The organism is Paraburkholderia sp. LEh10 (assembly GCF_017814945.1).
Taxonomy (GTDB): Bacteria; Pseudomonadota; Gammaproteobacteria; order Burkholderiales; family Burkholderiaceae; genus Paraburkholderia.
Genome location: NZ_JAGIPX010000017.1, coordinates 50,928 through 73,616 on the forward strand (window position 1 = coordinate 50,928; position 22,689 = coordinate 73,616).

Annotated in this window: 21 protein-coding genes; 8 read left to right on the forward strand and 13 right to left on the reverse strand. The window is 63.5% G+C overall.

Going from position 1 to position 22,689, the window contains the following annotated elements:
- Positions 1 to 176: 176 nt before the first annotated feature.
- Positions 177 to 524, reverse strand: a complete 348-nt coding sequence (locus J8I87_RS16350; protein ID WP_209932524.1) for a BON domain-containing protein — start codon at positions 522 to 524, stop codon at positions 177 to 179.
- 290 nt (positions 525 to 814) lie between these two features.
- Complete coding sequence (locus J8I87_RS16355; RefSeq protein ID WP_209932526.1) at positions 815 to 1,018, reverse strand: hypothetical protein; 204 nt, start codon at positions 1,016 to 1,018, stop codon at positions 815 to 817.
- A gap of 532 nt (positions 1,019 to 1,550) precedes the next feature.
- Between J8I87_RS16355 and J8I87_RS16360 the strand changes: the two genes are divergently transcribed.
- The 3 genes from J8I87_RS16360 (at position 1,551) to J8I87_RS16370 (ending at position 5,195) form a co-directional block, all read left to right on the forward strand.
- Positions 1,551 to 3,032, forward strand: coding sequence for a TAXI family TRAP transporter solute-binding subunit (locus tag J8I87_RS16360; RefSeq protein WP_209932527.1), 1,482 nt, complete (start codon positions 1,551 to 1,553; stop codon positions 3,030 to 3,032).
- A gap of 230 nt (positions 3,033 to 3,262) precedes the next feature.
- Positions 3,263 to 3,907, forward strand: coding sequence for a 2-hydroxychromene-2-carboxylate isomerase (locus J8I87_RS16365; RefSeq protein WP_209932528.1), 645 nt, complete (start codon positions 3,263 to 3,265; stop codon positions 3,905 to 3,907).
- Positions 3,908 to 4,166: 259 nt separating this feature from the next.
- The gene (locus J8I87_RS16370) at positions 4,167 to 5,195 is read left to right on the forward strand and encodes a LysR substrate-binding domain-containing protein (protein WP_209932529.1); all 1,029 of its coding nucleotides are present in this window, start codon (positions 4,167 to 4,169) and stop codon (positions 5,193 to 5,195) included.
- A 3-nt stretch (positions 5,196 to 5,198) separates the two neighbouring features.
- Here J8I87_RS16370 and xdhC read toward each other — a convergent pair whose 3' ends face one another.
- From xdhC to xdhA, 3 genes are read right to left on the reverse strand one after another with little or no spacing between them, the layout of a single operon-like run.
- Complete coding sequence (gene xdhC / locus J8I87_RS16375; RefSeq protein WP_209932530.1) at positions 5,199 to 5,789, reverse strand: xanthine dehydrogenase accessory protein XdhC; 591 nt, start codon at positions 5,787 to 5,789, stop codon at positions 5,199 to 5,201.
- A gap of 22 nt (positions 5,790 to 5,811) precedes the next feature.
- A complete protein-coding gene (gene xdhB / locus J8I87_RS16380; RefSeq protein WP_209932531.1) occupies positions 5,812 to 8,163 on the reverse strand; it encodes a xanthine dehydrogenase molybdopterin binding subunit in 2,352 nt (783 codons plus the stop codon).
- Between the two features lie 28 nt (positions 8,164 to 8,191).
- Positions 8,192 to 9,709, reverse strand: a complete 1,518-nt coding sequence (gene xdhA / locus J8I87_RS16385; protein ID WP_209932533.1) for a xanthine dehydrogenase small subunit — start codon at positions 9,707 to 9,709, stop codon at positions 8,192 to 8,194.
- A gap of 397 nt (positions 9,710 to 10,106) precedes the next feature.
- Here xdhA and J8I87_RS16390 point away from each other — a divergent pair, with 397 nt between their 5' ends.
- A complete protein-coding gene (locus tag J8I87_RS16390; RefSeq protein ID WP_209932534.1) occupies positions 10,107 to 11,318 on the forward strand; it encodes an MFS transporter in 1,212 nt (403 codons plus the stop codon).
- A gap of 836 nt (positions 11,319 to 12,154) precedes the next feature.
- On the opposite strand, the gene J8I87_RS16395 is transcribed toward J8I87_RS16390, so the two are convergent.
- The 8 genes from J8I87_RS16395 to J8I87_RS16430 form a co-directional block, all read right to left on the reverse strand.
- Positions 12,155 to 12,871 (reverse strand): ABC transporter ATP-binding protein, encoded by a 717-nt coding sequence (locus J8I87_RS16395; RefSeq protein ID WP_209932535.1) that lies wholly within the window; start codon positions 12,869 to 12,871, stop codon positions 12,155 to 12,157.
- Positions 12,871 to 13,647, reverse strand: coding sequence for an ABC transporter ATP-binding protein (locus J8I87_RS16400; RefSeq protein WP_209932536.1), 777 nt, complete (start codon positions 13,645 to 13,647; stop codon positions 12,871 to 12,873). Before J8I87_RS16400 ends, J8I87_RS16395 begins: the two co-directional genes overlap by 1 nt.
- Before the next feature lie 24 nt (positions 13,648 to 13,671).
- Positions 13,672 to 14,841: an ABC transporter permease subunit gene (locus tag J8I87_RS16405; RefSeq protein ID WP_209932537.1), complete on the reverse strand. Its 1,170-nt coding sequence runs from the start codon at positions 14,839 to 14,841 to the stop codon at positions 13,672 to 13,674.
- 28 nt (positions 14,842 to 14,869) lie between these two features.
- Positions 14,870 to 15,820, reverse strand: a complete 951-nt coding sequence (locus tag J8I87_RS16410) for a branched-chain amino acid ABC transporter permease (RefSeq protein ID WP_209932538.1) — start codon at positions 15,818 to 15,820, stop codon at positions 14,870 to 14,872.
- Positions 15,821 to 16,046: 226 nt separating this feature from the next.
- The gene (locus J8I87_RS16415; RefSeq protein WP_209932540.1) at positions 16,047 to 17,249 is read right to left on the reverse strand and encodes a branched-chain amino acid ABC transporter substrate-binding protein; all 1,203 of its coding nucleotides are present in this window, start codon (positions 17,247 to 17,249) and stop codon (positions 16,047 to 16,049) included.
- Positions 17,250 to 17,293: 44 nt separating this feature from the next.
- A complete protein-coding gene (locus J8I87_RS16420) occupies positions 17,294 to 17,539 on the reverse strand; it encodes a hypothetical protein (RefSeq protein WP_209932541.1) in 246 nt (81 codons plus the stop codon).
- 247 nt (positions 17,540 to 17,786) lie between these two features.
- Complete coding sequence (gene ispH, locus J8I87_RS16425) at positions 17,787 to 18,746, reverse strand: 4-hydroxy-3-methylbut-2-enyl diphosphate reductase (RefSeq protein WP_209932542.1); 960 nt, start codon at positions 18,744 to 18,746, stop codon at positions 17,787 to 17,789.
- A gap of 2 nt (positions 18,747 to 18,748) precedes the next feature.
- A complete protein-coding gene (locus tag J8I87_RS16430) occupies positions 18,749 to 19,204 on the reverse strand; it encodes a peptidylprolyl isomerase (protein WP_209932647.1) in 456 nt (151 codons plus the stop codon).
- A 192-nt stretch (positions 19,205 to 19,396) separates the two neighbouring features.
- Between J8I87_RS16430 and radC the strand changes: the two genes are divergently transcribed.
- The 4 genes from radC (at position 19,397) to nadB (ending at position 22,644) form a co-directional block, all read left to right on the forward strand.
- Positions 19,397 to 20,125 carry a RadC family protein gene (gene radC / locus J8I87_RS16435; RefSeq protein WP_209932543.1) on the forward strand — a complete coding sequence of 243 codons (729 nt, stop codon included), beginning with the start codon at positions 19,397 to 19,399 and terminating at the stop codon, positions 20,123 to 20,125.
- Positions 20,126 to 20,383: 258 nt separating this feature from the next.
- Positions 20,384 to 20,617 (forward strand): 50S ribosomal protein L28, encoded by a 234-nt coding sequence (rpmB, locus tag J8I87_RS16440; RefSeq protein WP_026121846.1) that lies wholly within the window; start codon positions 20,384 to 20,386, stop codon positions 20,615 to 20,617.
- A gap of 10 nt (positions 20,618 to 20,627) precedes the next feature.
- On the forward strand, positions 20,628 to 20,795 hold the full coding sequence (gene rpmG, locus J8I87_RS16445) for a 50S ribosomal protein L33 (protein WP_004185395.1): 168 nt from the start codon (positions 20,628 to 20,630) through the stop codon (positions 20,793 to 20,795).
- Positions 20,796 to 21,045: 250 nt separating this feature from the next.
- Positions 21,046 to 22,644 carry an L-aspartate oxidase gene (nadB, locus tag J8I87_RS16450; RefSeq protein ID WP_209932544.1) on the forward strand — a complete coding sequence of 533 codons (1,599 nt, stop codon included), beginning with the start codon at positions 21,046 to 21,048 and terminating at the stop codon, positions 22,642 to 22,644.
- Positions 22,645 to 22,689: the final 45 nt, after the last annotated feature.

Sequence of the window (22,689 nt, forward strand, 5' to 3'; positions counted from 1 at the left end):
CAATGCCGCGCGACACCGCGCAAAAACGAAACGGGCTCCCGTTCGTCACGGGAGCCCGCTTGTCATTCGAACCGGCAAGCACGCCGCATCCTGCCGTATGCCGTTTGCCGCCTACCGGCCAGCCGCGGCCCACGCCCGGGCGGATCGCAATCCGATCGGGGCGCGGCTGTCATCGCTTACTGCTGCTGGACGTTGATCTTGTTCGTCACGGAAGTCACACCTGCCACGCCCTTCGCGACTTCGCCAGCCTTCTGGATCTGGTCGTTGTCGGGAGCGGTGCCCGTCAGCGTGACAGCGCCGCTACGGGCGCGCACGTTGATGTTCGACACATCGAGACCTTGCGTCTTCGCGAGCGCCGAACGGACCTTCTTGCCGAGCGCGCGGTTTTCCTTCTTCGAGCTGGCGGCGGGTGCAGCGGCCGTCGTGCCGGTGGATGCGGAGTCGCTTGCCTGGGCATACGTGTGGCATGCGACGACCATTGCAACAACACCACCCACTGCCTTCAGAAAATCGACCGATTTCATGACTTCTCCTTTTGCTTTGGTTTGGACCGCGTTTGGCTAGCGGCTTCGTTACGACTACATGCGGCCCGATCGCACGCCGCGCACGAAGGCGCAACGAGGCAATGGCGAGCCTGGAGCGGTGTCACGATCTGCGAGAGAGGCATTGGAAGTGGCGGCCGCGCGATGCACGCGCGCTTGGCGATGCACCGGACGGGCCGTGCGCCGCGCGGCGGACAACGCGCCCTGGTCTCGTCGGTCTGCCCGGGTCGCGCTGCGCACACGTCGATTTGCGGCAGCGATGCCAATGTAATCTAGCCGGGCAAGATGTGCAAAGGATATTGCGCGATCGCCGCGCTTCCCGTTGCTTCTGACGGCTTTTTGCCGGGGTATTTTGCCGAGGCTTTTTTTCCGGTCGAGGCAACGGAATCTAAAGATTTCCCGGCAGCCTTTCGCGCGTCCGTCGCGAGCGGCAACGGGCGATGTCTGCGCTCGCTCCGCGCCAGTTCCTCCGTCATTTGAAGGTCATCTGAAGGTCATCTGCGGGGCACGCGCGGGTTCACGTGCGGGTCACGTGCGAGGCACGCGGGTTCACGCGCGAGGCACGCGGGTTCACGCGCGGGTCACGCGCGGGTCACGCGCGAGGCACGCGGGTCACGTGCGAGGCACGCGGGTTCACGTGCGGGTCACGCGCGAGGCACGTGCGGGCCACACGTTTTGTTACGCGTTTGTGGCGCCAAGCTTGCGCCCCGCGCGCCGCCGCGTCACCAATCTCATGTACCATCGGCGCGAACGTCGAGGCGCTCGCGCCCGGCTGCGCGCTCCATCGCCAAGGGGCTTGCGGCCTTCGTGCGCCCCCGGGCTCCGGCAATGCTGCGGCGCGCGGCCCTTGAAGCTCACTTGACGGGCGGCCCACGCCACGCGGACCACGTGTGGGCGAGCGAGATCCGTACCTGGCATAGCTCCTGCAATGCGCCCTGCCGATCGCACGCATCCCCTCGGCGGACGCCCGCTCGACACCATTGAACTCACCAGAACGCAACACATCCAATGAAGCCTTCCGACGGACGTCGCCCGGCACGCATTTCCGAACGCAAGCCACCACCGCGCCTCGTCGCGCGGTTCGTGGCGATCTCATGGCGCGACCTCGCGGTATCGTTCGGCCCGATCCTGCTGATCAGCGCCATCGCGATCTATATCGCCGTGCGCCTGATCCAGCCCGCGCCGCCCGACACGCTGACGATGGCGGCCGGCCCGAAAGGCAGCACCTTCTGGGTCGCCGCGCAGAAGTACAAGAAAATCCTCGCGCGCAACCGCATCACGTTGAACGTGCTGGAGACAGAAGGCTCCGCCGACAACCTGAAACACCTGACCGATCCGCACGCGAACGTCGACGTCGGCTTCGTGCAGGACGGCATCGCGCCTTCGCGTGCGACGGACGGCCTGATGTCGCTCGGCAGCGTCGCGTATGTGCCCGTCGCGATCTTCTATCGCGGACCGCTTGTCACACTGTTGTCCGAGTTCAAGGGCAAGCGCGTCGCGATCGGCGCGGAAGGCAGCGGCACGCGCGAGCTCGCGTTGCAGTTCCTGAAGGCGAACGGCATCACGCCCGACGGCCCGACGAAGCTCCTGCCGCTGTCCGGTGACGAGGCCGCGAAGGCGCTGACGGAAGGCAAGATCGACGCCGCGATTCTCACGGGCGACTCCGCGCAGCCGCCCGTGATGGGCAAGCTCTACCGCACGGCGGGCGTGCAGTTCTACGACTTCACGCAGGCCCCGGCGTACGCGAAGCGCTTCCCGTACGTGACGCAGCTCGAAATACCGATGGGCTCGTTCGATCTCGGCAAGAACCTGCCGTCGACAACGCTGCACATGGTCGCGCCCACCGAGGAACTGGTCGCACGCGACTCGCTGCATCCCGCGTTGTCCGATCTGCTGATCGAAGCGGCGCGCGAGGTCCACGGCAAGGCGACGGCGTTGCAGAAAGCGGGCGAATTCCCCGCACCGCTCGCGCACGACTTCCCGATCAGCGACGACGCGTCGCGCTACTACAAGTCGGGCAAGGGCTTCCTCTACCGGATGCTGCCGTTCTGGCTCGCGAGCCTCGCGGACCGGCTGCTGGTCGTGCTGGTGCCCGTCATCGTCGTGCTGATTCCGGGGCTGCGGCTCGTGCCGTCGTTGTATGCGTGGCGCGTGAAATCGCGCATCTACCGCTGGTACGGCGCGCTGATCGCGATCGAACGTGAGGCGCTTGGCGATACCTCGGCGGCTGAGCGCGAGGCGCTCGTCGAGCGGCTCGACAAGATCGAGGAATCCGTCAACGGACTGAAAATGCCGCTGGCGTACGCGGATCAGTTCTACGTGCTGCGCGAGCATATCGGCTTCGTGCGGGCGCGCCTGACACGCGATCCGGAAGCCGCCACGCGTGACGGCGGCGGTGCGCCGGACACTGGCCTTGCGGCGGGCGCCCAACCCGCCACCGTCGGCCGCGCCGAAGCCCGCGCGGCGAGTCACGAAGGCCACGGCAAATAGGAGAGCCGCGCGGGCCAGGCAGCCCTGGAAGGCAAAGCCGACGACGAGAGCGGCCGGCCCGCGCGTGCCTCGCGACTGGGTTGCCGGCGTCCGCTGAAAACCTGCTGCCGCAACGTCATTTCGTCAAATGATGCGCACGCGGCGTGCTCCGCGTAAGATCGAAACAACCAGAACGGGCTGACGCACGGCATCCTCCGACAGCCCTCTGATTCAGGTAACCGGGAGACATCATGACCGATGGCATCGACGCCAGGCAGCCACTGTGGTTTTACGATTTTGTCTCACCGTTCTCCTATCTGCTGCTAGAACAGCACGACAAGTGGCCTGAGCTGCCGTTCACGCTGACGCCCGTGCGTCTGAACGATCTGTATCGCCACTGGGGCCAGCGGGTCGCCTATGACGTGCCCGCAAAACGCATTTTCACGTACCGGTACGCACTCTTTCGCGCGGAGCAGTTGGGCATTCCGTTCCGCATGCCGCCTGCACATCCGTTCGACTCTTCAAAAGCGATCCTGCTCGCCGTCGCGCTCGGCTCGGAACTGACCACGGTGCGGGAAATTTTCCGCTTCATCTGGCGCGACGGGCGCGATCCGTCGAGCGCCGACGGCTTTGCCGATCTTTGCGAGCGCCTGAAAGTGCCGGACGGGCTGGAACTGATCGAGCGCGAATCGACGCTCGCGCAGCTGTCGCGCAACTGCGCAGACGCGATTGCGCTCGGCGTGTTCGGCGTGCCGACGTTCTGGCTGAACAACCAGTTGTTCTGGGGCGAGGACGCGCTGCCGATGGTGCTCTACTGCGCGCGCACGCCGAACTGGCTCGACTCGAAGGAAGTGAAACGGATCACGTCGCTGCCGTCGGGATTGGCAAACGCTTGAGCGGCGCGTTCGTGCATCGCGTTCGTTGCACGTCGCCTGTTGCACGTCGCCTGTTGCACGACGCTCCCAACTCCGGCGGAGGGCTGGCTGTTGTGATCCCCGTCATACCGCGCCCGCTATGGCCGGCGCGTGGCAAACGGGCCTAAGGTTATAGCCTCGCGCGCGGCGAGGCGTCGATCAACGCCGCCGCATGCGCGAATGCACCATCTGACAAAAGCATTCGAACGCCATCAACGGGCCTTCCCCGCCCCGCCGATACATGGACGACAACGCCGCTTCACTCGATATCTGGCTCGTGCGCGTGCTGCGCACGCTGCTCGTCGAGCGCAGCGTCACGCAAACCGCGCTGCGGCTGAACCAGACGCAGCCTGCCATCAGCACCGCGCTGCGCAAGCTGCGCGAAACGCTGAACGATCCCATCCTCGTGCGCGGCAAGTCGGGCATGGTGCCGACGGAGTATGGCGAATCGCTGCTCGCGTCCGCGCAGAAGGTATTACGCGATGTCGATTTCGTCGCGACGCCGCACGGCGACTTCGACCCGGCGCGCTCGCGCCGCACGTTCCGCATCGCCGCACCCGATTACCTGAACGACTTCTTCATGCCGACTGTGATCGCGCTGTTTCGCGAAGCGGCGCCGCACGCGAGGCTCGAAATCGAGTCGCTCGGGCCGCTGCTCGATCACGTGTCGGCGCTCGATGCAGGCGAACTCGATCTCGTGATCGGCAACTGGCCGAAACCCGATCCGCGCTTCGAGCGCAGCGATCTGTTCGCCGATACCGTCGTCTGCATGATGCGCGCCGATCATCCGCTGGCAAAAGCGCCGCTCACGCGCGACGCCTATCTCGCCGCTCCGCATCTCGCACCGGCGCACTACAGCGGCGCGCGCGGCGGCGCAATCGATACGGGCTTCGCGCGCGCACACGCGGCGCGCCGGATCGTCGCCACGCTGCCCTACTTCGGGCTCGTGCCGCAAGTGCTGCTGCAATCGGATCTGATCTTCACGACGACGCGCCGCTTCGCGACGCACTACGCGGCGTTGCTGCCGCTCGCCGTCGTCGATGTGCCGATTCCGTTTCCGCGCATCAAGTGCTATCAGATGTGGCATCCGCAGCCGGACCGCCCAAGCGATGTCGCATGGCTGCGCGGGTTGATGTCGCAGGTGTCGGAGATGCTGGTGGCAAAGAAGGGACGGCGCTCGCGTGCGAGCGCGGGGAGCGACGACGAACGGAAAGAAAAAACGGGCGCAGCGCCTGTTCCCGCTGCGCCCGCTGGAGGAATCAGCCGGTGATCATCAGGCGCTGACGCAAACGGCGTCCTGAGCAGACCCGTGATCAGCCAGAGAAATCTGCTGAGAACGCACTTGCAGCAGTTCAGCGCAGACGGCGATTGCAATGGAAGGCGGCGCCTTGTCGACGATACCCGGCACGCCGATCGGACAGGTCATCTCGCACAGACGCTGCGCATCGACGCCGCGATCGATCAGACGTCGCTCGAACTTCACACGCTTGGTCTTCGAGCCGATCATCCCGAAGTACGCAAAGTCGCGCCGCCGCATGATGCGCTCGGCGAGCGAGAAATCCAGCGCGTGGTTGTGCGTCATCACGAGGAAATACGCGCCGGGCGGCGCTGCGTCGACGATGGCGTCGGGCGTGTCGGTCGCTTCGATCTGCACGTTCGCGGGCACTTCGTCCGGAAAGAGTTCGTCGCGCTCATCCACCCATTGCACGACGCACGGCAGACGGCCGAGCAGCGCGATCAGCGCATGGCCGACGTGGCCTGCGCCGAACAGCACGACATGCATCGGCGGCGGCAACCTTGTCGCGTGGGAACTGCGGCGGCCGATCTGAACCGGCATCTCCGCAAAAGACGGAACCTGCACCATGACGAGTGCCCTCTTCTGAAGTTTAGCGTGCGGCGCGCACTGCGCGGATCGCCTTGAGGATTTCCTCGCCCGTCGCGGGCGCGTTCAGCGGCGGATTCACCTGATAGTTGCCCACGGCGGCGACGGCATCGCGGATCGCGAAGAACACTGAGAACGGCAGCAACAGCGGCGGCTCGCCTGTCGCCTTCGAGCGGTGAATGCTGTCCTCCGCGTTGCGGTTCTTGAACAGCCGCACGCGGAAATCGGGCGGCGTGTCGTTGACGGTCGGAATCTTGTACGTGGACGGCGCGTGCGTCATCAGCTTGCCGCCCGCGTTCCACCACAACTCTTCCGTCGTCAGCCAGCCCATGCCCTGGATGAAGCCGCCTTCGACCTGGCCCACGTCGATCGCCGGGTTCAGCGACGCGCCGACATCATGCAGCGCATCGGCGCGCAGCACGCGCATTTCGCCCGTCAGCGTGTCGATCACGACTTCCGACACGGCCGCGCCATACGAGTAGTAGAAGAACGGCCGCCCTTGCAGCTTCGCCTGATCCCAATAGAGCTTCGGCGTCGCGTAGAAACCGTCGGACCACAACTGGACGCGCGCGAGATAGGCCTTCGCGATCACTTCCTCGAACGGGACGATGGCTTCGCCGACCAGCACGCAGTCGCCCGCGAAACGCACCTGCGCTGCCGTCACTTCGCCCGCGCCGAACTTCTCGGCGGCGAATGCGGCGAGCCGCTCGCGCAACTGGCGCGCGGCATCCTGCGCGGCCTTGCCGTTCACGTCCGAACCCGTCGATGCCGCCGTGGCCGACGTGTTCGCGACCTTCGACGTATCGGTGGCCGTCACCCGCACGCGGCTAAAGCTCACGCCGAGTTCATGCGCGACGACCTGCGCGACCTTCGTGTTGAGCCCCTGGCCCATTTCCGTGCCGCCGTGATTCACGAGCACGGAGCCATCCGTATAGATATGAACGAGCGCGCCTGCCTGATTGAAGTGCGTGACGTTGAACGCGATACCGAACTTGACAGGCGTGAGCGCGAGGCCCTTTTTCAGCACTTCGTTGTTGCGGTTGAATTCGAGCACTTCGGCGCGGCGCCTGCGATAGTCGCTTGTCGCTTCGAGTTCGTCGATCAGTTCGTGAATCACGTTGTCTTCGACGATCTGCCCATACGGCGTCTGGTTGCGCTCCGTCTTGCCGTACAGATTGCGGCGGCGCACGTCGAGCGAGTCCTTGCCGAGCGAGCGCGCGACGTTGTCCATGATGTACTCGATCGCGAATGCGCCCTGCGGGCCGCCAAAACCGCGAAACGCCGTGTTCGATTGCGTATTCGTCTTGCCGCAGAAGCCGTCGATCTTGACGTCCGACAGATAGTACGCGTTGTCGAAGTGGCAGACGGCGCGCGTCATCACGGGGCCGGACAGGTCGGCGGAAAAGCCGCAGCGCGACGTCATATCGACACAAACGCCGTCGATCAAGCCTTCGTCGTCGTAGCCGACGTCGTACGTGTAATGGAAGTCGTGGCGCTTGCCCGTCACCATCATGTCGTCGTCGCGATCAGGACGCAGCTTCACGGGACACAGCAGCTTCCACGCGGCGAGCGCTGCGCAGCACGCGAACAGGCCCGACTGCGATTCCTTGCCGCCGAAGCCGCCGCCCATGCGCCGGCATTCGACCAGCACGCTATGCGAATGCACGCCCAGCACATGCGCGATGAGGTGCTGCATCTCCGTCGGGTGTTGCGTCGAGCACCACACGTGCATGCCGTCGTCGTCCTTCGGCACCGCGTACGAAATCTGCCCTTCCAGATAGAACTGCTCCTGGCCGCCGAGCAGCATTTCGCCCGCTTCGCGATACGTCGCGCGCGCGAGCTTCGACTCCGCGTCGCCGCGCGCAAGCTTCATCGGCGGGATCACGCTCTGGTTCGCGGCGCGCGCCTGCTGCGCCGTCAGCACGGCGGGGAGTTCCTCGAATTCGATGTCCGCGCGACGCGCGCCGAGTCGCGCCGCATCGTGCGACGTCGCGACGACGATGAACATCGGCTGGCCGACGTACTGGACGACGCCGTCCGCGAGAATGGGATCGTCGCCTTTGACGATCGGCGCGCAATCGTTGTGGCCGGGAATGTCGCCCGCCGTGAAGACGGCGACCACGCCGGGCGTCGCGCGCACCTTGTCGAACGACATCGACAGGATCTTCGCGTGCGCTTTCGGCGATAGGCCGAGCGCCGCGTGCAGCGTGCCGGCGAGCTCCGGAATGTCGTCGGTGTAGGTTGCGCGGCCGCTCACGTGCAGATGCGCGGACTCGTGCGGGCGCGACACGTGCACTTGGGTAAATTCGGCGAGTTCCCTGGCGTCCTTCAGGAACGGTTCGGCTTGCTGGTTCATTCTGTTGGTTCTCCGTTTCCTGTTTGCGTCAGGCCGTCTCGCCGGCCGCGACGACTGCGCGCACATCGAGCGCGCTCTTTTGCAGCGGATCGTTCGGGCGCGTTTCGAGCCAGAAGCGGTACAGCGTGTTCTTCGCGGCCTCGAGCCGGTAGTCGCTCGTCGCGCGCATGTCGGAGAGCGGCTGGTAGTCTTTCGCGAGCGCGATCATCGCGATGTGCGCGGTCGCCTCGTGCCAGGCGGCATCGGCGAGCGCGGCTTCGGCATGCGTCGCGCGCTTCGGCGTCGCGGCCATCCCGCCGAACGCGATGCGCGGCTCACGGATCGTCTCGCCGTCGGCGATAAACGAGAACGCCGCGCACACAGCGGAAATATCCGAGTCGAAGCGCTTCGAGATCTTGTACGTGCGGAACTGGAAATGCTTGCGCGCCTCGTTGCGCGCGGGCACCTTCAGACCGACGACGAACTCATGCGCGGCCATATCCTTTTTCTGATACGCGAGATACAGGTCTTCGAGCGGCAATTCGCGTTCGATGTCGCCGCCGCGCAGCACGACGCGCGCACCGAGCGCGATCAGGCCCGGCATCGAATCGCCGATGGGCGAACCGTTCGCGACATTGCCGCCAAGCGTGCCCGCATTGCGGATCGGCAGCGATGCGAAGCGCTGCCACATCTCGGTGAGTTCGGGATACTGCTTCGCCAGTTCGGCATACGCGCGCTCGACCGTGACACCGGCGCCGATCTCGATCCAGTCGTCGTTCGTTTCGACCTTCTGCATGTCGGCGATCTGGCCGACGTACACGATATGTCCGAGCTCGCGCATCATCTTCGTGACCCACAGGCCGACATCGGTGCTGCCGGCGAGGATGCGCGTCGTCGGCGCGTCGGCCATGATCTTCGCGAGCGCCTCGACGGTGCGCGGCGCGTCGAACTTCTGGCCGTTGCATTCGTAGTGGAAGGTGTCGCCGCGCTCAAGCTTCGCGAGCTGCTCGGCGAGCGCCTTCACATCGACGGGCGCTTTCGGCGCGGGCAACTGGAACATGCGCTCGGCCGCCTCGATGATCGGGCGATAACCGGTGCAGCGGCACAGGTTGCCCGTCAGCGCGTTGGCGATGTCGGCCCGGTCCGGCACCGTTCTGCTCGCGCATGCGTGCTCATGGCCGTGCTTCTCGTACATCGACCACATCGACATCACGAAGCCTGGCGTGCAGAAGCCGCACTGCGATCCATGGCACTCGACCAGCGCCTGCTGCACCGGATGCAGGCCGCCGTCCGGCTGACGCAGGTCTTCGACAGTGAAGAGCGCCTTGCCGTCGAGCGTCGGCAGAAACTGGATGCATGCGTTGACCGCCTTGAAGCTGACGCCACCCGCGCCGTCGCGCTCGCCGATCACGACTGTGCACGCGCCGCAGTCGCCTTCCGCGCAGCCTTCCTTGGTGCCCGTGCAGCGCGCGTCTTCGCGCAGGTATTGGAGAACCGTGCGGGTGACGGGCGCGTCGGTGATCTCACGGATCGCGTTGCGATGGTAGAAGCGGATGGGCTGGCTCATGTCTGTTGCTCGTTTCGGTTGGTCGCGTCCGCAGGGGAATGCGGGCGGTGCGGCTGACGGTTCGAAAAGTAGCATCATCAATATTCACAACCCATAGGCCCGATCGCATGGGGGACATATAACTGCGCCGATAAATTGAGACGGCGATGAATGCTGCGCCTTATATCGATTTGTCCGTTTTAGCATTGATTTCGTTGAAATACCTCGTATAGGACATACCGGCCTAGTATCTACGCTGCGATGACACGGGCGCCCGGACAGAAAAATTGACGGAAATCCGTCAGACCATGCGCCGAGCCCATTCTATCGACGAGAAGTTTATCAAATAGCTTCTGCAAGGGAATCGGTTCCATGGGAAAATCATGCCTCCCCGCCGATTTCAAGTCTCGTTTTCCCCATGTCCGCCGACTCCGCCACATCGCGCAGCGAATTTGCGACCACTTTGCAGATCATTCCGGTCGTTTTTTTCACGTTTCTTTGCTACCTGACGATCGGCATTCCGCTCGCGGTGCTGCCGGGCTACGTCCATGACGACCTTGGTTACAGTGCGGTGCTGGCGGGCCTCGCGATCAGCGTCCAATACTTCGCGACGCTTGCTTCGCGTCCGCTCGCCGGCCGTTCCGCGGACACGCTCGGTCCCAAGAAGACGGTGACGATCGGCCTGGTCGGCTGCGGCGCGAGCGGCGTGCTGTTGCTGCTTGCCGTGCTGCTCGGCCGCTGGCCCGTGTTGAGTCTCGGCCTGCTGATATTGAGCCGGCTGGTGCTCGGCTTCGGCGAAAGCCTGTGCGGGACGGGCGCGATCCTGTGGGGCATCGGGCGCGTCGGCACGACGCACAATGCGCGCGTCATTTCGTGGAACGGCATCGCCACCTACGGTGCACTCGCGATTGGCGCGCCGCTCGGCGTCGCGATTGCGCGCGGCGTCGGCTTTTTCGCGCTCGGCATCGTCGTGATCGCGCTCGCGGCGCTCGGCTACTACCTCACGCGACTGATCGCGGCCGTGCCCGTCGTGCATGGGGAGCGCATGTCATACGCAAGCGTGTTCACGCGCGTGCTGCCGCACGGCATCGGACTCGCGCTCGGCTCGGCAGGCTTCGGCTCGATCGCAACGTTCATCACGCTGTTCTATGCGGCGAACCATTGGCCGAACGCGGCGCTGTCGCTGACGGTGTTCGGCACGATGTTCATTGGCTCGCGGCTGCTGTTCGCCAACACCATCAAGACTTACGGCGGTTTCCGCGTGGCGATTGCGTCGTTCTCGTTCGAGTGCGTCGGACTGCTGCTGCTCTGGCTCGCGCCCGAGCCGCATGTCGCGCTTGCGGGCGCAGCGCTGACGGGTTTCGGTTTTGCGCTGGTGTTTCCGGCGCTAGGCGTCGAGGCGGTCGGGCTCGTGCCGCCGGCTAGCCGTGGTGCGGCGCTCTCGGCGTATTCGGTGTTTCTCGATTTGTCGCTGGGGATTACCGGGCCGCTGGCCGGGTATATTGCCGGCGAGTTCGGATATGGGTCGGTGTTTCTGTTTGCGGCGATTGCCGCGGCGGCCGCTGTCGCGTTGTCGACGATGCTTTATTTGCGCAATGCGCGTACGCCGAACGCGCCGGCGGCGGCTTAGTCGTCGCGGTTTGCTTTGCCTTTGCGCGGGCATTTGCGATAGCAGTCTGTTTTGCCACTGTCGCTGGCATTCGCGATTTGGTTTGCTTTGCCCTGCGCGGGCATCCGCGATTTGGTTTGCTTTGCCCTGCGCGGGCATCCGCGATTTGGTTTGCTTTGCCCTGCGCAGGCATCCGCGATTTGGTTTGCTTTGCCCTGCGCGGGCATCCGCGATTTGGTTTGCTTTGCCCTGCGCGGGCATCCGCGATGCGCCTACCGGCGCGGAGGTTGCCCCTGTGCGGGGCGGCACCTCCTTTCTTTGCCGCGGCAAAGAAAGGAGGCAAAGAAAGCCGCTCACACCGCCAACCCTTGTTTCTACCCACGGGCTCTCAACGGCCCCGCACTTATTGCGCTAGCGTACCGGCGAGCGCCCGTTGCCCACGCGCTGGCTAACGCCTCACCCGCATCTGGCGCTTGCGCACCGACATACGGCGCCAAACATCTCACCGCCCTTGTCAGCGTGGGGACGTTGAGGGCCCCTGGGCAGGTGCTGTACTCGGAACGTTGGGGGCCCGTGGGTAATCGTCAAGCGGCTCGGGGTGAGCCCGCTTTCTTTGCTTACTTTCTTTGCGGCGGCAAAGAAAGTAAGTGCCGCCCCGCACAGGGGCAACCTTCGCGCCGCGAGGCGCATCGCGGATGCCCGCCCAGGGCAAAGCAAACCAAATCGCGGATGCCAGCGATAGCGGCAAAACAGACCGCAATCGCGAAAGCCATCAAAGGCAAAACAAAAAGAGAAAAAAGGCCACACGCGCTAGCGTGCAGCCTTCCATCACAACAAGCAAAAAACACCCGCGAGTATCACTCGCCCAGATACGCAGCCCGCACCTTTGGATCGTCTAGCATCTGCTTCGCGTCACCCGACATCGTGACCGTGCCCGAGTCCATCACATAACCGCGATCCGCGGCCTGCAACGCAAGACGCGCATTCTGCTCGACCAGCATCACCGTGATGCCCTCCTTCGAGATTTCGCGCACCACTTCGAAGATCTTCTCGACCATGATCGGCGACAGACCCATCGACGGCTCGTCCAGCAGCAGCAGCCTCGGCTTCGAGATGACGGCACGCGCCATCGCCAGCATCTGCTGCTCACCGCCCGAAAGCGTCCCGGCCAGCTGCGTCGCGCGTTCCTTCAGGCGCGGGAAGAAGCCGAACATGCGATCGACGTCCTTCTTGATGCCATCATTGTCGCTGCGCAGATAAGCGCCCATCTGCATGTTCTCGATGATCGACATGCGCGCGAAGATGCCACGGCCTTCCGGCACCATCGCGAGGCCGCGCTTGAGCAACTCGTGCGGCGGCACGCCCTTGATCGACTGGCCCATGTATTCGATGTCGCCCGCCGAATAGGGCTTCAGACCCGTGATCGCCTTCATCGTCGTCGTCTTGCCTGCGCCGTTCGCGCCGATCAGCGTGACGAGTTCGCCCTGCGCGATCTCCAGGTCGACGCCCTTGACGGCCTGAATGCCGCCGTAGTTGACCTGAAGGCCCTTGATTTTCAACATTGCCGTAGCCATCAGTGGACCCCCGCACCCAGATAAGCCTCGATCACCTTCGGGTCCTTCTGCACGTCCTGCGGCAGACCTTCAGCGATCACCTTGCCATAGTCGAGCACTGTCATGCGATTGCACAGGCCCATCACCAGTTTGACGTCGTGCTCGATCAGCAGGATCGTCTTGCCGTCCGAGCGGATCTTGTCGAGCAGCTTCGTCAGCTCGACCTTCTCCGTCGCGTTCATGCCGGCCGCCGGCTCGTCGAGCGCGAGCAGCTTCGGGTCGGTCGCCAGTGCGCGTGCGATCTCCAGACGTCGCTGGTGACCGTACGACAGATTGCGCGACGTGTAGTCCGCGTACTGCAGCACGCCCACGTATTCGAGCAGCTCCAGCGCGCGCTCCTTGATCTCGCGCTCCTCTTTACGCTCAGCTGGCGTCTGGAACACGGCGCCCAGCAGCCCGTGTTTCGTGCGCACGTGACGGCCGACCATCACGTTTTCCAGCGCAGTCATGCCGCCGAACAGACGGATGTTCTGGAACGTCCGCGCGATGCCCGCCTTCGCCACCTGATAAACGGCCGTCGGCGTGTAGTTCGTGCCGTCGAGCTTGAACTCGCCCGAGTCGGGCGTGTAGAGACCAGTAATCACGTTGAAGAACGTGGTCTTGCCGGCGCCGTTCGGGCCGATCAGACCGTAGATCGAGCCTTCCTCGATTTCGAGGCCGACATCCGACAGCGCCTGCAGACCGCCGAAGCGCTTGTTCACGCCCTTCACGGACAGACGGATTTTCTTGTCGCTCATGTGTGTTTCTCCTGTCCGTTTCCGTTACGCGCGCACCGGCTTCTTGCCGCTGCGCTTCGCGATCTTCGCGATCTTGTCCTCGTGCTTCGGCGACGGCCACAGGCCTTCCGAGCGGTACAGCATGATCAGCACCATCGCGAGTGCGTACACGAGCTGACGGATCACTTCCGTATCGACGATTTCGTGACCGAAGATCATGTGCTGCAGCGGACCCATCGTCGAGCGCAGGAATTCCGGCAGCACGGCGAGCAGCACCGCGCCGAGGATCACGCCCGGGATGTGACCCATGCCGCCCAGCACCACGCACGCCAGCACGACGATCGATTCCGGCAGCGTGAACGATTCCGGCGACACGAAGCCCTGGAACATGCCGAACATCGAGCCCGACAGGCCGCCGAACGACGCGCCCATCGCGAACGCGAGCAGTTTCACGTCACGGGTGTTGATGCCCATCGCCTTCGCGGCAATTTCGTCTTCGCGGATCGCGGCCCATGCGCGCCCGATACGCGAGTGCTGCAGACGCGTACAGGTCCAGATCACCAGCAGCGCACACAGCACGAACACGTAGTAGTACGCGTACACCGACGGGAACTGGAAGCCGAACAGCGAGTGCGTCTGCGCGAGGCTGAAGTCGCCGACGTGGATCGGATCGATACCCGTGATGCCCTTCGGACCGTTGGTGATGTTGGCCGGACGGTCGAGGTTGTTCAGGAAGATCCGGACGATTTCCCCGAAGCCCAACGTCACAATGGCAAGGTAGTCGCCACGCAGACGCAGCGTCGGCGCACCGAGAATCACACCGAAGAACGCAGCGATCCCCATTGCACACGGCACAATGATCCAGAACGGCGTGTGCAGTCCGCCCGGCGCGAGATGCGCAATCCATTCGAACTGCGACGACAGGTGCGGCGAACTCAACAACGCTGCCGTGTACGCGCCGACCGCATAGAACGCGATGTAGCCCAGGTCCAGCAGGCCGGCGAAGCCGACCACCACGTTCAGACCCAGCGCGAGCATCACATACAGCATCGCGAAGTCGAGCACGCGGACCCAGTAGTTGCCGCCTGCTGTGCCGATGATGAAGGGCGCGGCGATTACGAACACGGCGGTGATGACGCCTACCACCAGCGTCTTCGTCATGTTCCGTTCAGGGATGAGCGTCGTGGACGGCTCGATCGGTTGAATTGAGGTCATTGTGTTTACTCCTTTCCCTTACGCGCCGTTATGCACGGTCAGCCACACGTTCGCCAAGCAGGCCCGACGGACGGAACACCAGCACGATGATCAGCACGATGAATGCGAACACGTCCTGATAGTTACTGCCGAAAACGCCACCCGTGAGGTTGCCGATATAGCCGGCCCCCAGCTGTTCGATCAGACCGAGAATCACGCCGCCCACCATCGCGCCGCCGAGATTGCCGATACCGCCCAGCACGGCCGCCGTGAACGCCTTGAGACCGGGGATGAAGCCCATGTAGAAGTGCGCGTTGCCGTATTCCGACGCGATCATCACGCCCGCCAGCGCTGCCAGCGCCGAGCCGATCATGAAGGTCGCCGAAATCACGAAGTTCGGGTTCACGCCCATCAGCGAGGCGACGCCCGGGTTCTCGGCGATCGCACGCATCGCGCGGCCGAGCTTCGTCTTGTGCACGAGCAGCAGCAGGCCCGCCATCACGAGGAACGCGACCACGATGATCACGATTTCCGTCATCGAGATCACGGCGCCCGGCGTCGTATCCGTGGCCTTGATCACGTTCAGGGGATCGGTCGGCAGAAGCTGCGGGAACGGCAGCGGGTTGCGCGACCAGATCATCATCGCGAGCGTCTGCAGCAGGATCGACACGCCGATCGCGGTAATCAGCGGGGCGAGACGCGGTGCCTTGCGCAGCGGCCGGTAAGCCACCCGCTCGATCGTGTAGCCAACCATCGCGCAGACCACGGCGGCAATCGCCAACGCGATGCACAGCGTCGGCACGTTGCCCAGACCGGGGAAGTGGTTCTGCAACACCCCGATACAGGAGAGGGCAACCATCGCCCCCACCATCAGCACGTCGCCGTGCGCGAAGTTGATGATGCCCAGAATGCCGTACACCATCGTATAGCCCAGTGCGATGATGGCGTAGACGCTGCCAAGCACCAGTCCGTTGAGAACCTGCTGGACGAAAATATCCATTTAATGCTCCTTAGCCCGTGCGACTGGATTCGCGCTCGTCATCTGCCGGATTGGCTGATGCTTGACGGAATCGCAACGGCACTGCGGGTACTGATATAAAAGACCTGTAGGGGTTATCTTCATCGAGCGTGTGTGGCGGCTGGGTTGCAGCTGCCCGCACACTCGACGCGGATGCAAAAACGGCACCGTCGGATGGTCCGGTGCCGTCAGGCTGTACGTCCCGTCATTACATCTTCACGACGTCGAGGACAGCTTTCTTGCCATCCTTGAAGTCGTAAAGCGTAATCGCACCTTCTTTCAGGTCGCCCTTGTCGTCGAATGCGATGTGGCCGATTACACCCGTGTAGTCGGTCGAAGGCATCGCAGCGAGCACCTTGGGCGGCTCGATCGAATTGGCGCGCTTCATTGCATCGACGATCACGTACACAGCGTCATACGTGAACGGCGCGTAAATCTGCACCGGCGTGTGGAAGCGTGCGTCGTACTTCTTTTCGAAGTCCGCTCCCCTTTCCATCTTCGAAAGCGCAAGACCTGCTTCCGAACATACGAGGTTCTGAACGGCGCTACCCGCCAGCTCCTCTACCTTGTCGGTGCACACGCCGTCGCCGCCAAGGATTTTTGCCCTGATTCCGAGCGCGGCTGCCTGTTTCGTGAACGGCCCGCCCGTTGCGTCCATGCCGCCGAACATGATGGCGTCCGGCTGGGCACTTTTGATCTTCGTGAGGATGGCCCGGAAATCCGTGGCCCTGTCATTGGTCGCCTCGCGCGCGACGATCTTCGCGCCGCCCGCCTCCGCAGTCTTCGCGAACTCGTCGGCAAGGCCCTTGCCATACGCCGTCGCATCGTCGACGACAGCGATCCGCTTCGCGCCGAGTGCCTTCGTCGCGTAGTTCGCCAGCGCCGGGCCTTGCTGCGCATCTGTCGCCACGACCCGGTAGGTCGTCTTGAAGCCCTGCTGCGTATAGGCCGGATTCGTCGAGGACGGAGAAATCTGCACAATGCCCGCGTCGCTATATATCTTCGAGGCCGGAATCGACACACCCGAATTCAGGTGCCCGACGACGGCGACTACGTGATCGTCCACCAACTTCTGCGCGACCTGCGTACCCGTCTTCGGGTCGCCTGCGTCGTCCTGCGCGTCGAGTTGCAACTGGATCTTGCGGCCGTCGATGGTCAACCCCTGTGCGTTGATCTCTTCGACGGCGAGACGCGCCCCATTTTCATTATCCTTTCCCAGATGTGCAATGCCGCCCGTCAATGGGGCCACATGACCGATCTTCACCGCCACCGCTTCGCTTGCCGCGGGCGCCGACGCTGCCACTGCCGCCGACGCACCTGTGCCCGCCTCCCCATCGTTCTTTTTGCTGCACGCGGTCAGCATCGCAACCGCGGCCGCGATGGACACGGCACAAGCAAACTTGACTCGCATTAAATAGGTCTCCTGCGCCTTCTGAAATCTGGCGTTCCGAGGCGCTAGAGCCTTGAGAACGCGCGCATTGTAACTCCAATTATGCGACGGGCAATATTGTCGAATGCGCAGGGTTTTCCTGCATTGCAACCACTTTTTGAGATATTTAGTGCGTATTTGTCGCAACCTGGTTGCGCCAGATTTTCGCGCATCAGTTGCACCTGAATGACGCTGCGCAACATCAGTTGTTGCAGCGGCTTCCCGGCAAGCCCCATGGCACGGACCTTCGCACTCGCGTTCATCCCAAACATGCGCATGACGTCGAATGCACCGAAACTGTGCGCCCGACCGAACGATCACGCGAACATCAGACAAAAACGGGGCTCGATCACACTCATGAAGGCAAATTACGCCCGAAAAATCAAAAAGAATGTTCGCCCCGACACCGATTGTTTCCGGTTTTTCGGTGATTTGGCACCGTTTTTATCGTATCGGACCGGTCGTCGGGGCAATAAAAAAGCGCGCCAACGGCGCGCTTTTTGAATCGGGGACAGTTTGTCAGGCGGGCAGACCGAGTCCACGTGGCAGCGGGAACGCGATATTTTCCTCGATGCCCTCGAGCGCGCGCACGCTGCGCACGCCCAGCTCGCGCAGACGGCCGATGACAGCCTGAGCGAGCGCCTCCGGCGCCGACGCGCCCGCCGTCACGCCAATGCGGCGCTTGTCGGCAACCCACGCGGGATCGATCTGATCGGGCGAGTCCACCATATAGGACGGCACGCCGAGTTTCTCGGCCAACTCGCGCAGACGGTTGGAGTTCGAGCTGTTGGGGCTGCCGACCACGATCACGACGTCGCACTTCGGCGCCATGAACTTGACGGCGTCCTGGCGGTTTTGCGTCGCGTAGCAGATGTCCTGCTTCTTCGGCTCCTTGATGTCCGGGTATTTTGCCTTGAGCGCGGCGATGATCTGCGCGGCATCGTCGACGGACAGCGTGGTTTGCGTCACATAGGCAATGCGCTCGGGATCAGCGAGCTGCAGCGCCTGCACGTCCTCGATGTCTTCGACGAGGTACATGCCTTCCGCCGTCTGCCCCATCGTGCCTTCCACTTCCGGATGGCCCTTGTGGCCGATCATCACGATGTCGAAGCCTTCCGCGCGCATCTTCGCGACTTCGATGTGCACTTTGGTGACGAGCGGACACGTCGCGTCGTACACGCGCAGGCCGCGCTCGTCGGCTTCGGCGCGCACAGCCTTCGAAACCCCGTGCGCACTGAAGATCACCGTGCTGCCGGACGGCACCTCCTCCAGTTGCTCGATGAAAATCGCGCCCTTCTTGCGCAGGTCTTCGACGACATACGCGTTGTGAACGATTTCGTGGCGCACGTAGATCGGCGAACCGTACAGCTTGATGGCGCGTTCGACGATCTCGATCGCCCGATCGACGCCGGCGCAGAACCCGCGCGGTTGCGCAAGCAGGATTTCGGCTTCGGCGAGAGTCGTGTCCGTGATGCTCATGTTTACAGGATCCCGATGATTTTGACTTCGAACGTCAGCGCCTGGCCGGCGAGCGGATGGTTGAAATCGAAGAGGGCCGAGGTTTCGCCAACTTCCTTCAGCACGCCCGCGTAGCGTCCGCCGCCCGGCGCATTGAATTCGACGAGATCGCCCGGAGAAAAATCCTCGCCGATCATCGCGTTTTCGCGCAGCGTGGCCAGCGACACGCGCTGGATCAGCTCCGGATTGCGCGGCCCGAATGCCTGACCCGGCGTTAGCTGAAAGGTCGAGTGGTGACCCACCTTCAATCCCAGCAGAATATCTTCCAGCGGCGGCGCCAACTGGCCCGCGCCCAGCAGCAGCGTGGCGGGCTTGTCGTTGAAGGTGCTGACGATCTCGGCGCCATCGGCGAGCGAAAGCCGGTAGTGAAGCGTGACGTGCGAACCGGGTTTCACTTCGGAGATGTCGATGATGCTCATGCGGTACTCGTTCGGTCGTGGCGCGCGGCGCATGGGCGCGGCGGCGCGGGTCGCGCGCATGGCGGGCCGCCCGTGCCAAGCCGTGGGCGCCGTGCGCAAAGGCTCTATTGTAAGCCACATATCCGAAGCCGGCTGGAACGTCGCCGCGCGTCGCGTCGCCGCTGCCCTACCCGAATTTCCAAGGATGCCGGAATGAACGACACGATAGTCATACCACTCACCAATGCGGAAAAATCCCCCGCGCGCCGCCCGCCGCCCGCGTGGCCGATGCGCGACATGCCACGCGAAAGGCTTCTCAACGCCGGTCCGGCGGCGCTGTCCGACACCGAGCTGGTCGCACTCGTGCTGGGCTCGGGACTGCCCGGACACAACGTCTTCGACGTCGCGCGCTCGTTGCAGGAGCGGTTTGGCTCGCTGCGCGCGATGCTCGACGCGACGCCCGAAGATTTCGACGGCGTGCGCGGCGTCGGGCCAGCCAAACGTGCGCAATTGCTCGCGATCATGGAACTGGCGCGACGCTCGCTTGCCGAGAAGATGCGCGAGCGACCGCTGATCGATTCGCCGGAAGCCGTCGAAGATTACCTGCGGCTGCTGATCGGTTCGCGGCCTTACGAGGTGTTCATTTGCCTCTTTCTCGACACGCGGCACCGGCTGATCCGCTCCGAAGAAAACTCGCGCGGCTCGCTGACACGTATGGCCGTGTATCCGCGCGAAATCGTGCGGCGCGCGCTATCGGTGAACGCGGCGAGCCTGATCGTCGCGCATAATCATCCGTCCGGCGCCGTCAAGCCCAGCGCCAGCGACCGGCAGCTGACGCGGGTGCTGCGTGACACGCTCGCGCTGATCGATGTGCAACTGATCGACCATCTGGTGATCGGCGCAAACGAGACCTTCTCATTCGCCCGCACAGGTTGGCCGTAAGCTGGCGCACGCCAGCGGCGGCGGAGCAACAGCCGGCGAGCACGCGTTGCACGCGCTTGCTCGCCGTCGCAAATAAGGTTTGAATTTGCGGCTCTTTTTCTGCTAGAATTTCGGTTTGCCTCTTTCCAACCCTGTTCCGAAGCCATCAAGGCCTTTCCGGAAAGCAAGCGATCGATGTCGGCTACGGCTCGGTCCTATCGTTTTCCCGGGAAACTTCTCGGCGTTCGAACTCAGAATTAGCGTATTAGGAGTGCTCTCATGGCACGCGTATGCCAAGTAACTGGGAAAGCGCCGATGAGCGGCAACAACGTTTCCCACGCGAACAACAAGACCAAGCGTCGTTTTCTTCCGAATCTGCAAAGCCGCCGTTTCTGGGTTGAAAGCGAAAACCGCTGGGTGCGCCTGCGCGTTTCAAACGCCGGCCTGCGCCTGATCGACAAGAACGGTATCGACTCCGTGCTCGCTGACCTGCGTGCACGTGGCGAAGTCTAAGGAGTAAATCATGGCGAAGGGCGCACGCGACAAGATCAAGCTGGAGTCGACCGCTGGCACGGGTCACTTCTACACGACCACGAAGAACAAGCGCAACATGCCGGAAAAGATGGAGATCATGAAGTTCGATCCCGTCGCTCGCAAGCATGTGGCGTACAAGGAAACGAAGATCAAGTAATCTCGTTTTCCAGCCTTGTTGACGACAAAAAGCCCCGCTTGATGCGGGGCTTTTTGTTTTCCCCGTGTTTTGTTTTCCCCGTGTTTTCCGCGGCGGCAATCCTCCGCCGTCTCTTTCCATAGTCGCAACGCACTTAGCCGTTCGACCACCTTTCCCTCCACCGTCTGAACGCGTATCCTTTTCCGTTTCCTAATCGAACGGCCGTGGTGGCGCTTGCCGCACCCGCCGCGCAATACCACGGAGAGAGGAGATGAATTTCGATGTAGCGATCGTCGGCAGCGGATTGGCCGGTTTGAGTGTCGCGCTGAATCTCGCGCAGACGCGGCGCGTTGCCGTGATCGCCAAGCGTTCGCTGACCGAGGGCGCAAGCGACTGGGCGCAAGGCGGCATCGCCGCCGTGCTCGATTCGGCGGACAGCATAGAAAATCACGTCGATGACACGCTGGTCGCTGGCGGCGGACTGTGCGACGAGGCGGCGACCCGCTTCATCGTCGAGCATGGTCGCGACGCGATCGAGTGGCTGATCGATCAGGGCGTGCCTTTCACAAAAGACGATGCCGCCGAGCTCGGATTTCACCTGACGCGCGAAGGCGGTCACAGCCATCGCCGCATCATTCATGCGGCGGACGCCACGGGCCATGCCGTCGTCGCGACGCTGAGCGAACGCGTGCGTCAGCATCCGAACATCACGCTGCTCGAAGATCACTACGCGATCGATCTGATCACCTCCGACCGCCTCGGCCTGCCCGGCCGGCGCTGCCACGGCCTTTACGCGCTCGATCTGGCAAGCGGCCGCACCGTCACGATCGAAGCGCCGCATACCGTCCTCGCGACGGGCGGCGCAGGCAAGGTCTACCTCTACACGACGAATCCCGATACGGCGACCGGCGATGGCATCGCAATGGCGTGGCGCGCCGGCTGTCGCGTGTCGAACATGGAGTTCATCCAGTTTCATCCGACATGCCTGTTCCATCCGTATGCCAAATCGTTCCTGATTACCGAGGCAGTCCGCGGCGAAGGTGGCATTCTCAAGCTGCCCGACGGCACGCGCTTCATGCCCGCCCACGATGAACGCGCCGAACTCGCGCCGCGCGATATCGTCGCGCGCGCGATTGACTTCGAGATCAAGAAGCGCGGTATCGACTGCGTCTATCTCGACATCAGTCATCAACCCGCCGAGTTCCTGCGTGAGCACTTTCCGACCATTCTCGCGCGCTGCCTGGAGTTCGGCATCGACATCACGAAAGAGCCGATACCTGTCGTACCCGCAGCGCACTACACGTGTGGCGGCGTGGTGACGGATCTTGCTGGACGCACGGATCTGGCCGGGCTCTATGCGGTGGGCGAAACCTCGTGCACGGGCCTGCACGGCGCGAACCGGCTGGCGAGCAATTCCCTGCTGGAGTGCCTCGTGATCGGCCGCTCGGCTGCGCGAGCCATCGAAGAAGAAGGCTTCGGCGCCGCCGTGCATGCGCCGCTGCCCGACTGGGACGAAAGCCGCGTGTCCGATCCAGATGAGGAAGTGGTCGTCGCGCACAACTGGGATGAACTGCGCCGTCTGATGTGGAATTACGTGGGCATCGTGCGCACGGACAAGCGTCTGGCGCGCGCGAAGCACCGTTTGGCGCTGTTGCGCGACGAAATCCACGAGTACTACGCGAACTTCAAGGTGAACCGCGATTTGCTCGAGTTGCGCAACCTCGTCGAAGTGGCTTCGCTGATCGTCGATGGTGCGCGGTCGCGGCGCGAAAGCCGCGGTCTGCACTTCAGTCGCGACTGGCCGAACGCGTTGCCCAAGGCGCTGCCGACTGTGCTTTCGCCGGAACGCGTGCCGAACCGGAATGTATAGCGCGCTTTTGGGTCGAGGATAAAAAAGGCCATCGCCGGTCGGCCG